General features: G+C 41.8%; 14 protein-coding genes and 1 pseudogene. All 15 read right to left on the bottom strand.

The features are described from left to right. On the bottom strand, positions 1-261 hold a 261-nt coding region (gene rplP, locus AB685_RS22925; protein WP_047972898.1), incomplete at its 3' end, for a 50S ribosomal protein L16. A 2-nt stretch (positions 262-263) separates the two neighbouring features. Further along, positions 264-923 carry a 30S ribosomal protein S3 gene (gene rpsC, locus AB685_RS22930; protein WP_047972899.1) on the bottom strand — a complete coding sequence of 220 codons (660 nt, stop codon included), beginning with the start codon at positions 921-923 and terminating at the stop codon, positions 264-266. A 3-nt stretch (positions 924-926) separates the two neighbouring features. After that, complete coding sequence (gene rplV, locus AB685_RS22935; protein WP_047972900.1) at positions 927-1,268, bottom strand: 50S ribosomal protein L22; 342 nt, start codon at positions 1,266-1,268, stop codon at positions 927-929. 26 nt (positions 1,269-1,294) lie between these two features. Further along, the gene (rpsS, locus tag AB685_RS22940) at positions 1,295-1,573 is read right to left on the bottom strand and encodes a 30S ribosomal protein S19 (protein WP_047972901.1); all 279 of its coding nucleotides are present in this window, start codon (positions 1,571-1,573) and stop codon (positions 1,295-1,297) included. Between the two features lie 60 nt (positions 1,574-1,633). Next, on the bottom strand, positions 1,634-2,464 hold the full coding sequence (gene rplB, locus AB685_RS22945) for a 50S ribosomal protein L2 (RefSeq protein WP_047972902.1): 831 nt from the start codon (positions 2,462-2,464) through the stop codon (positions 1,634-1,636). 27 nt (positions 2,465-2,491) lie between these two features. Further along, on the bottom strand, positions 2,492-2,782 hold the full coding sequence (rplW, locus tag AB685_RS22950) for a 50S ribosomal protein L23 (RefSeq protein ID WP_012957139.1): 291 nt from the start codon (positions 2,780-2,782) through the stop codon (positions 2,492-2,494). After that, positions 2,782-3,405: a 50S ribosomal protein L4 gene (rplD, locus tag AB685_RS22955; RefSeq protein ID WP_047972903.1), complete on the bottom strand. Its 624-nt coding sequence runs from the start codon at positions 3,403-3,405 to the stop codon at positions 2,782-2,784. The genes rplW and rplD overlap by 1 nt, the downstream gene beginning before the upstream one ends. Positions 3,406-3,430: 25 nt before the next feature. Then, a complete protein-coding gene (gene rplC / locus AB685_RS22960; protein WP_012957137.1) occupies positions 3,431-4,057 on the bottom strand; it encodes a 50S ribosomal protein L3 in 627 nt (208 codons plus the stop codon). A 93-nt stretch (positions 4,058-4,150) separates the two neighbouring features. Then, positions 4,151-4,459: a 30S ribosomal protein S10 gene (gene rpsJ, locus AB685_RS22965; protein WP_012957136.1), complete on the bottom strand. Its 309-nt coding sequence runs from the start codon at positions 4,457-4,459 to the stop codon at positions 4,151-4,153. A 297-nt stretch (positions 4,460-4,756) separates the two neighbouring features. After that, positions 4,757-5,947 (bottom strand): elongation factor Tu, encoded by a 1,191-nt coding sequence (tuf, locus tag AB685_RS22970; protein WP_047972904.1) that lies wholly within the window; start codon positions 5,945-5,947, stop codon positions 4,757-4,759. A 127-nt stretch (positions 5,948-6,074) separates the two neighbouring features. Next, on the bottom strand, positions 6,075-8,153 hold the full coding sequence (fusA, locus tag AB685_RS22975) for an elongation factor G (protein ID WP_047972905.1): 2,079 nt from the start codon (positions 8,151-8,153) through the stop codon (positions 6,075-6,077). 51 nt (positions 8,154-8,204) lie between these two features. After that, positions 8,205-8,675: a 30S ribosomal protein S7 gene (gene rpsG / locus AB685_RS22980; RefSeq protein ID WP_047972906.1), complete on the bottom strand. Its 471-nt coding sequence runs from the start codon at positions 8,673-8,675 to the stop codon at positions 8,205-8,207. A gap of 38 nt (positions 8,676-8,713) precedes the next feature. After that, entirely contained in the window at positions 8,714-9,133 is a 420-nt protein-coding gene (gene rpsL, locus AB685_RS22985; protein WP_012957132.1) for a 30S ribosomal protein S12, read from the bottom strand. A gap of 110 nt (positions 9,134-9,243) precedes the next feature. Continuing rightward, complete coding sequence (locus AB685_RS22990) at positions 9,244-9,492, bottom strand: 50S ribosomal protein L7ae-like protein (protein WP_047972907.1); 249 nt, start codon at positions 9,490-9,492, stop codon at positions 9,244-9,246. An 87-nt stretch (positions 9,493-9,579) separates the two neighbouring features. Further along, positions 9,580-10,059 (bottom strand): annotated as a pseudogene (locus AB685_RS22995) (DNA-directed RNA polymerase subunit beta'); the annotation flags it as partial.

The raw sequence follows: 10,059 nt of genomic DNA on the forward strand, positions 1-10,059 counted from the left end.
TTTACCAGAACCCATTCGAACTTCAAGTGGCTTAGCAGTGTATGGCTTAGATGGGAAGATTTTAATCCAAACTTTACCACCACGTTTCATATAACGTGTCATAGCAATACGCGCTGCTTCGATTTGACGGTTTGTGATCCAAGAAGCTTCAAGCGCTTGAAGACCGAACTCACCGAAGTGTACTTCTGTACCGCCTTTTGCACGACCGCGCATTTTCCCGCGATGTTCACGACGATATTTCACACGTTTTGGCATTAACATGATTAGTTGCCTCCTTCCTCTTTGTTCGTTCCTTTCGTTGGAAGGACTTCACCACGATAAATCCAGATCTTGATGCCTAGCTTACCGTATGTTGTATCAGCTTCAGCTGTACCGTAGTCGATATCAGCACGAAGTGTGTGAAGTGGAACAGTTCCTTCATTATAATGTTCTGAACGTGCAATATCAGCGCCACCAAGACGACCAGATACTTGAGTTTTAATACCCTTTGCACCAGAACGCATTGTACGTTGAATCGCTTGTTTCATAGCACGACGGAACGAAATACGATTTTCTAATTGACGAGCAATGTTTTCAGCAACTAATTTAGCATCTAAATCAGCTTGCTTCACTTCAAAGATGTTGATGTGAACGCGTTTGCCAGTTAATTCGTTAAGAGCTTTACGTAAAGCTTCAACTTCAGAACCGCCTTTTCCGATCACCATTCCTGGTTTAGCAGTAGAAACTGTAACATTTACGCGGTTTGCAGCACGTTCGATTTCTACTTTAGACACAGAAGCGTCTTTTAAGCGTTTTTCAATATACTCACGAATTTTAATATCTTCGTGTAGTAGATCAGCATAATCTTTCTCAGCGTACCATTTTGACTCCCAGTCTTTGATAACGCCAACTCGAAGTCCAGTAGGATTAATCTTTTGACCCACGCTTTATCCCTCCTTCTTTTCAGTTACAACCAGTGTAATGTGGCTAGTGCGCTTGTTAATACGGCTCGCACGTCCCATCGCACGTGGACGGAAACGTTTTAAAGTAACACCCTCGTCTACATACGCTTCACTAATTACAAGGTTGTTTGGCTCCATTTCATAATTATGCTCAGCATTCGCAATTGCAGAGTTTAGAAGCTTTTCTAAAACAGGTGAACCAGCTTTTGGTGTGTGGCGAAGAATAGCAATCGCCTCTCCTACTTGCTTTCCACGAATCAAGTCAACAACTAAACGCACTTTACGAGGAGCAATACGCACTTGTTTTGCTACAGCTTTAGCTTGCATGGATAGGACCTCCTCTCTWACTAACCTTAACGTCTTGTTTTCTTATCATCAGCAGCATGACTTTTGTACGTACGTGTAGGTGCAAACTCACCAAGTTTGTGTCCTACCATGTCTTCAGAAATATAGACTGGAACATGCTTACGGCCATCATATACTGCGATAGTGTGCCCGATGAACTCAGGGAAAATTGTTGAACGACGAGACCAAGTTTTGATCACTTTCTTGTCACTAGCTTCGTTATGAGCTTCGACCTTTTTCATTAAATGATCATCAACGAAAGGTCCTTTTTTCAAACTACGACCCATGAGAAAACCTCCCTTCGTGATTAGCCCACGGTTCTTTTAAAGAACCGCAGCCAAATCCCGTTATTTTTTACGACGACGTACGATGTACTTGTCAGATCCTTTGTTCTTCTTACGAGTTTTGTAACCAAGTGTTGGTTTACCCCAAGGAGACATTGGAGACTTACGTCCGATTGGCGCTTTACCTTCACCACCACCGTGTGGGTGATCGTTAGGGTTCATAACAGATCCACGAACAGTTGGACGTTTGCCTAACCAACGTGAACGACCTGCTTTACCAATGTTGATAAGTTCATGTTCAACGTTACCCACTTGACCAATTGTCGCACGACAAGTAGCAAGGATGTAACGAGTCTCACCAGAGTTAAGACGTACTAATACATAATCTCCTTCTTTACCAAGAAGTTGAGCTTCTGTACCAGCAGAACGAACTAGTTGTCCACCTTTACCAGGCTTAAGTTCGATATTGTGAATGACAGTACCAACAGGAATATTTTTAAGTGGTAACGCATTACCTACTTTGATATCCGCTTCTGCACCTGATTCAATCACCATATCAACTTTAAGACCTTTAGGTGCTAAGATGTAACGTTTCTCACCATCAACATAGTTGATAAGTGCGATGTTAGCAGAACGGTTTGGATCATATTCGATCGTAGCAACGCGTCCTGGAATTCCATCTTTAGTACGTTTAAAGTCAATAACACGGTATTGACGTTTGTGTCCGCCACCTTGGTGACGTACAGTTAATTTACCTTGGTTGTTACGGCCGCCTTTTTTGTGTAAAGGAGCAAGTAACGACTTTTCCGGTTTGTCAGTTGTGATTTCCGCGAAATCTGATACGGACATACCACGACGACCGGCACTGGTCGGTTTATACTTTTTAATCGCCATGTTCAGTTCCCTCCTTCGCTTTTAAACTTATACACCTTCGAAGAATTCGAGTTCTTTGCTCTCAGGTGTTAATGTAACAATGGCTTTTTTACGACGAGCTGTGTAACCCGTGTAACGTCCAAATCTCTTAGACTTACCTTTGTAGTTCATTGTGTTAACTTTAGCAACCTTAACTTCAAAGATCTCTTCAAGAGCATCTTTAATTTGAGTTTTATTAGCACGAACGTCTACTTCGAACGTGTATTTCTTCTCACCCATAAGGTCAGTTGAACGTTCAGTAATTACGGGGCGCTTAATGATATCACGAGCGTTTGACATTACGCAAGCACCTCCTCTACTTTTGCAACTGCGTCTTTAGTGATGACAAGCTTATCATGCTTCAGCACATCAAGAACGTTAACTCCTTCTGCAGTAACAAATGTTACACCAGGAAGGTTACGCGTAGATAATGCAACTGTTTCATTATAATCAGCTGTCACAACAAGAGCTTTGCTGTCAACAGAAAGGCCAGCTAAAACGTTAGCCATATCTTTTGTTTTTGGAGCATCAAGTTGTAGGTTGTCTAAAACAACGATTTCTGCTGCTTTCAATTTACTTGATAGAGCAGATTTGATTGCAAGACGACGAACTTTTTTAGGAAGCTTATAGCTATAGCTACGTGGTGTTGGTCCAAAGACAACTCCACCGCCTACCCATTGTGGTGAACGGATCGAACCTTGACGAGCACGACCTGTTCCTTTTTGACGCCATGGCTTACGGCCACCACCGCGCACTTCAGAACGTCCTTTAGTTTTGTGTGTACCTTGACGTAGAGATGCTTGTTGCATTACTACTGCGTCATGAAGCACACTTTGGTTTGGCTCAAGGCCAAAAATCGAATCAGATAATTCGATATCTCCTACTTGTGAACCAGCTTGGTTAAATACTGCTACTTTCGGCATGATGTGTCCTCCTTTCTTTCAATCTTTATTTTGCTTTAACCGCACTTTGTACAGATACGTAGCTCTTTTTAGCTCCAGGTACGTTACCTTTAACTAATAGAAGATTACGGTCTGTATCAACTTTTACGATTTCAAGGTTTTGTACTGTAACTGTTTCTCCACCCATACGACCAGGTAATAATTTACCTTTAAATACACGGTTTGGAGCAACAGGACCCATTGAACCTGGGCGACGGTGGTAACGTGAACCATGGGACATCGGTCCGCGAGATTGGTTATGACGCTTGATAGCACCTTGGAAACCTTTCCCCTTAGATGTTCCTGTAACGTCTACTACGTCTCCAGCTGTAAATGTGTCAACTTTAACTTCGTTACCCACTTCAAGAGAAGCGTCGAAGTTACGGATTTCCTTCATGAAGCGCTTAGGAGCTGTGTTAGCTTTTGCAGCATGTCCTTCTTGAGGCTTGTTAGTGTTTGATTTCTTCTGGTCAGCAAATCCGATTTGAATTGCTTCGTATCCATCAGACTCAACAGTTTTCTTTTGAAGAACCACGTTAGGCTCAGCTTCGATAACTGTTACTGGGATGACTTCACCATTTTCAGCAAATACTTGTGTCATACCGATTTTTCTACCTAAGATTCCTTTGGTCATCCGTTACACCTCCTAATATAACTCGAATTTTTTGTTTGCCATTTTCATATACTTACATATAAAAGTCTATATTCACTAATTGATCATACAGATTTATAGTTTGATTTCAATGTCTACGCCAGACGGTAAATCCAAACGCATAAGAGCATCCACAGTTTGTGGTGTTGGATTCACGATATCAATCAAACGCTTGTGTGTACGCATCTCGAATTGCTCACGAGAATCTTTGTACTTGTGTACCGCACGAAGAACTGTGTAAACCGACTTCTCAGTTGGAAGCGGGATCGGCCCAGATACATTAGCACCTGAACGTTTTGCTGTGTCAACAATCTTCTCTGCTGATTGATCAAGAACACGATGATCATACGCCTTTAAACGAATGCGAATCTTTTGCTTTGCCATTATAGCCCCTCCTTTATCGTCCATTTTATAAACAGACATACTCCGTGAAAATTTCCTACACCCTGCCATGGCAAAGGGGCCGGGTGTATCAGCAACCTTCCACATCATCGCTGCCAGTGACCAACATTCAACATTATACATAGGTACATGACCTAAATCAAGTAAAAGTTTTTATGTTGGGCACACTCCTACTAATATAACGACTACTTTCTATTAATGCAAGCTTTTACTGAAATTAAAGCACAAAAAAAGAAAGCACCTTGGGAAATCCAAGATGCTTTCCATAGAAGTAAGTGATTACTTCGTGATTGTAGCTACGACACCAGCACCTACAGTACGTCCACCCTCACGGATAGAGAACTTAGTACCTTCTTCGATAGCGATTGGTGAGATTAGTTCAACAGTCATTTCGATGTTGTCACCAGGCATTACCATCTCAACGCCTTCTGGAAGGTTGATGATTCCAGTTACGTCAGTTGTACGGAAGTAGAACTGAGGACGGTAGTTTGAGAAGAATGGAGTGTGACGTCCACCCTCTTCTTTTGAAAGAACATAAACTTCAGCTTTGAAGTTTGTGTGTGGTGTAATAGTACCTGGCTTAGCAAGTACTTGTCCACGTTGAACTTGGTCACGTGAAACCCCACGAAGAAGTGCACCAATGTTGTCACCAGCTTCAGCATAGTCAAGAAGCTTGCGGAACATTTCTACTCCTGTACAAGTTGTAGAAGAAGGCTCTTCTGCTAAACCGATGATGTCAATTACATCACCAACATTAAGTTGTCCACGCTCTACACGACCAGTAGCAACCGTACCACGACCAGTGATTGAGAATACATCCTCAACTGGCATCATGAAAGGCTTTTCTTTATCGCGCTCTGGAGTAGGGATGTAATCATCTACAGCAGCCATAAGTTCGATAATTTTTTCTTCGTAAGCTTCGTCACCTTCAAGTGCTTTAAGAGCAGAACCTTGGATTACAGGTACATCGTCACCAGGGAAGTCATACTCAGAAAGAAGGTCACGTACTTCCATTTCTACTAATTCAAGTAGCTCTTCGTCATCTACCATGTCACATTTGTTTAAGAATACAACAAGGTAAGGTACACCTACTTGACGAGAAAGAAGGATGTGCTCACGAGTTTGTGGCATTGGGCCATCAGCAGCAGAAACTACTAAGATACCACCATCCATTTGTGCAGCACCAGTGATCATGTTTTTAACATAGTCAGCATGGCCTGGGCAGTCAACGTGTGCATAGTGACGGTTATCAGTTTCGTACTCAACGTGTGCAGTTGAGATTGTGATACCGCGCTCACGCTCTTCTGGAGCACCATCAATAGCGTCATATGCCATTGCAGCACCTTTACCAGAACGCTTAGCAAGTACAGTTGTGATTGCAGCTGTTAAAGTTGTTTTACCATGGTCAACGTGTCCAATAGTACCGATATTGGCATGTGTTTTGGAGCGGTCAAATTTTTCTTTACCCATGATTCATTTCCTCCCTTAATTGAACAAATATAAGTTTTTTTATGAATAAGAAAGGTGCCATACTCTTATGAATATCACCTTTCTTAGCTTACAACAAAATGTTTATTGAAACAATTACAAAAGGCTATTATTGGCCGTTTTGCTTTTTAATGATCTCTTCTGCTACGCTCTTAGGAACTTCTTCGTAGTGATCAAAGAACATTGAGTACGTTCCGCGTCCTTGTGTACGTGAACGTAGTGATGTTGCATAACCGAACATTTCAGCTAGTGGAACGAACGCTTTAACCGTTTGTGCATTACCGCGAGCTTCCATACCTTCAACGCGTCCACGACGTGCTGTAACGTCACCCATTACATCACCCATGTACTCTTCAGGAATAACAACTTCAACTTTCATTAATGGCTCAAGTAGAACTGGTTTACACTTAGTTTTAGCGTTTTTAAGTGCCATAGATGCAGCAATTTTAAACGCCATTTCACTTGAATCGACATCATGGTAAGAACCATCATAAAGCTTCGCTTTAATATCGATTACAGGGTAGCCAGCAACCATACCGTTACCAAGAGCTTCTGAAATACCTTGTTCTACAGATCCGATGTATTCACGAGGAACTGATCCACCGACGATTGCATTTTCGAATTCGAAACCTGCACCCTCTTCATTTGGAGAGAATTCTACCCAAACGTGACCAAATTGTCCACGACCACCAGATTGACGAACGAACTTACCTTCAACTTGAGCCGTTTGACGGATCGTTTCACGGTAAGATACTTGTGGAGCACCAACGTTAGCCTCTACTTTAAACTCACGCTTCATACGGTCAACAATGATATCGAGGTGAAGTTCACCCATACCAGAGATAATCGTTTGACCAGTTTCTTCGTTTGTTTCAGTACGGAAAGTTGGATCTTCTTCAGCAAGCTTAGCTAATGCCATACCCATTTTATCTTGGTCAGCTTTAGACTTAGGCTCAACTGATAATGAGATAACCGGCTCTGGGAATTCCATTGACTCAAGAATAACAAGATTCTTTTCGTCACATAGAGTATCACCAGTTGTTGTATCTTTAAGACCAACAGCAGCAGCGATATCACCAGAGTAAACCGTAGAGATTTCCTCACGTGAGTTTGCATGCATTTGAAGGATACGACCAACACGCTCGCGCTTATCCTTAGTTGAGTTCCTAACATAAGAACCTGAATCAAGTGTACCAGAGTAAACACGGAAGAATGTTAACTTACCTACGAATGGGTCAGTCATAACTTTGAAAGCAAGTGCTGAAAACGGATTTTCATCACCAGGCTCACGAGTTACTTCTTCTTCAGAGTCAGGAATCGTACCTTTAATTGCAGGTACATCAAGTGGTGAAGGTAGGTAATCAAGTACTGCATCAAGCATTAATTGAACACCTTTGTTTTTGAATGCAGAACCACAGATAACTGGGTAGAATTCAACGTTACAAGTTCCTTTACGGATTGCAGCCTTGAGTTCTTCATTCGTTAACTCTTCACCCTCTAAGTATTTCATCATGAGTTCTTCCTCTAGTTCAGCAGCTGCTTCAACTAGTTTCTCACGATATTCTTGAGCTTGCTCTTTATACTCTTCAGGAATTTCTTTCGCTTCAGTACGAGTACCTAGGTCATCTTCATAGAAGTATGCAACCATCTCAATAAGATCAATGATACCATTGAACTCATCTTCAGCACCAATTGGTAATTGGATAGGGTGTGCATTTGCTTGAAGACGATCATGAATCGTTCCAACAGAGTACAAGAAATCTGCACCAGTCTTGTCCATTTTGTTAACGAAAACAACACGTGGTACACCATAAGTTGTTGCTTGACGCCATACTGTTTCTGTTTGTGGTTCAACACCAGATTGTGCATCTAGTACCGCAACAGCCCCATCTAATACACGTAATGAACGTTCAACTTCAACTGTGAAGTCTACGTGTCCCGGTGTATCGATGATATTAATACGATGGTCTTTCCAAGCAGCCGTTGTAGCAGCAGAAGTGATTGTGATACCACGCTCTTGCTCCTGTGCCATCCAGTCCATTTGTGAAGCACCTTCGTGCGTTTCACCGATTTTGTGGATACGACCTGTGTAAAAAAGTACGCGCTCTGTAGTAGTTGTTTTACCGGCATCGATGTGGGCCATGATGCCGATATTACGCGTATCTTTTAAGGAGAACTCTCTTGCCATGGGGTATTTCTCCTTCCTATTTCATACGAATTATTTAATAAGAATAAAATCTTACCAACGATAGTGAGCAAACGCTTTGTTCGCTTCAGCCATCTTATGAGTATCTTCACGCTTCTTAACAGCAGCACCAGCGTTGTTAGCAGCATCTAAGATTTCATAAGCTAAACGCTCTTCCATCGTTTTTTCTCCACGAAGACGTGAATAGTTTACTAACCAACGAAGACCTAAAGTAGTACGACGCTCAGGCTTAACTTCGATCGGCACTTGGTAGTTAGCACCACCAACACGACGAGCTTTAACTTCAAGAACAGGCATAATGTTCTTAAGCGCTTGATCAAATACTTCCATAGGGTCTTTTCCACTACGTTCCTTAACTAATTCAAACGCATTATAAAGGATTGTTTGAGCAACCCCACGCTTTCCATCAACCATAATACGGTTGATTAAACGTGTAACTAAYTTTGAATTATAAATAGGATCTGGTAATACATCGCGACGAGTAACTGGACCTTTACGAGGCATTGTTTCCCCTCCTTTCAACATTTAAACGATTTATTTTATTACTTCTTATCTTTTGGACGCTTTGTACCATACTTAGAACGTCCTTGCATACGATTTTGAACACCTGCTGTATCAAGTGCACCACGTACGATGTGGTAACGTACCCCTGGTAAATCTTTTACACGGCCACCACGGATAAGAACAACACTGTGCTCTTGTAGGTTGTGACCGATACCTGGGATATATGCTGTTACCTCAATTTGGTTCGTTAAACGAACACGTGCATATTTACGAAGAGCCGAGTTCGGTTTCTTCGGAGTCATCGTACCAACACGAGTACAAACACCACGCTTTTGAGGAGAAGAAAGGTTTGTTTGATTCTTCTTAAAGCTGTTGTACCCTTTGTTAAGTGCTGGTGAATCAGAATTCTTAACTTTAGCAACGCGTCCTTTACGGATTAATTGGTTAATAGTAGGCATATTTTTTCCTCCTCTCTTTTAAAAAGATAAGACCACTGATCCTGGTGGTTCATATTTAGGCAAAAGTAAAGTTTTTGCCATGCGGATCGCCCCGAATGGCAAAAACACGATTACTCCCTTAAAGCAACAGTGGCTGCACCGACTTCAATGCCACAAGCTTTACCAAGCTTTTTCATTGAGTCTACATAGTGTATCGGGACTTTCTTTGATTTAGCTAATGTTTCTACTTTGTGTACAACACGAGTATCTGCATCTTCTGCTACAATCAATTCCAGGACCTCACCGATCTCTAGCGCCTTTAGCGTCTGCTTAGTACCTATAATTAGGTTACTAGCCTGCATCACTTTTTCATAAGACATCATTCATCCTCCAAAGGAACAGGTTCTGAGGCACACTTTGATATCTTATCACTCTGATATATGTGTGTCAACCACTTATTAATAGTTTTATTCGCGAGTTCCTACTTCTTCTAGTACAGCCTCTTCAGAAGCACTCTCTTTTTTATCGTCATGTGTTGAGAGGATATTCAAATTACGGTATCGATCCATACCTGTACCAGCTGGAACCAACTTACCGATAATAACATTTTCCTTAAGTCCTAGCAACTCATCACGTTTTCCTTTAATCGCTGCATCTGTCAAGACACGAGTTGTTTCTTGGAACGAAGCAGCTGATAAGAACGAGTCTGTTTCAAGAGATGCTTTTGTAATACCTAGTAATACCGGTCTACCTGTTGCAGGTCTCTTTCCTTCGACAAGGACTCTCGCGTTCTCATCATTAAAGTGTTGAATTTCAATAAGTGAGCCCGGAAGAACAGAAGTTTCCCCAGCATCAACAACACGAATTTTACGTAACATCTGACGTACCATAACTTCTACGTGCTTATCGCCAATTTCTACCCCTTGCATACGGTATACTTTTTGCAC

The sequence above is a fragment of the Bacillus sp. LL01 genome, assembly GCF_001037965.1.

What these genes read in the sequence shown, in the direction of transcription:
- rpsL (WP_012957132.1), bottom strand. Translation starts at nt 9,133, where the DNA reads ATGCCTACTATTAACCAATTAATCCGTAAAGGACGCGTTGCTAAAGTT.
- rpsJ (WP_012957136.1), bottom strand. Translation starts at nt 4,459, where the DNA reads ATGGCAAAGCAAAAGATTCGCATTCGTTTAAAGGCGTATGATCATCGT.
- rplC (WP_012957137.1), bottom strand. Translation starts at nt 4,057, where the DNA reads ATGACCAAAGGAATCTTAGGTAGAAAAATCGGTATGACACAAGTATTT.
- fusA (WP_047972905.1), bottom strand. Translation starts at nt 8,153, where the DNA reads ATGGCAAGAGAGTTCTCCTTAAAAGATACGCGTAATATCGGCATCATG.
- rplD (WP_047972903.1), bottom strand. Translation starts at nt 3,405, where the DNA reads ATGCCGAAAGTAGCAGTATTTAACCAAGCTGGTTCACAAGTAGGAGAT.
- rplV (WP_047972900.1), bottom strand. Translation starts at nt 1,268, where the DNA reads ATGCAAGCTAAAGCTGTAGCAAAACAAGTGCGTATTGCTCCTCGTAAA.
- tuf (WP_047972904.1), bottom strand. Translation starts at nt 5,947, where the DNA reads ATGGGTAAAGAAAAATTTGACCGCTCCAAAACACATGCCAATATCGGT.
- rplB (WP_047972902.1), bottom strand. Translation starts at nt 2,464, where the DNA reads ATGGCGATTAAAAAGTATAAACCGACCAGTGCCGGTCGTCGTGGTATG.
- rplW (WP_012957139.1), bottom strand. Translation starts at nt 2,782, where the DNA reads ATGTCAAACGCTCGTGATATCATTAAGCGCCCCGTAATTACTGAACGT.
- AB685_RS22990 (WP_047972907.1), bottom strand. Translation starts at nt 9,492, where the DNA reads ATGTCTTATGAAAAAGTGATGCAGGCTAGTAACCTAATTATAGGTACT.
- rpsS (WP_047972901.1), bottom strand. Translation starts at nt 1,573, where the DNA reads ATGGGTCGTAGTTTGAAAAAAGGACCTTTCGTTGATGATCATTTAATG.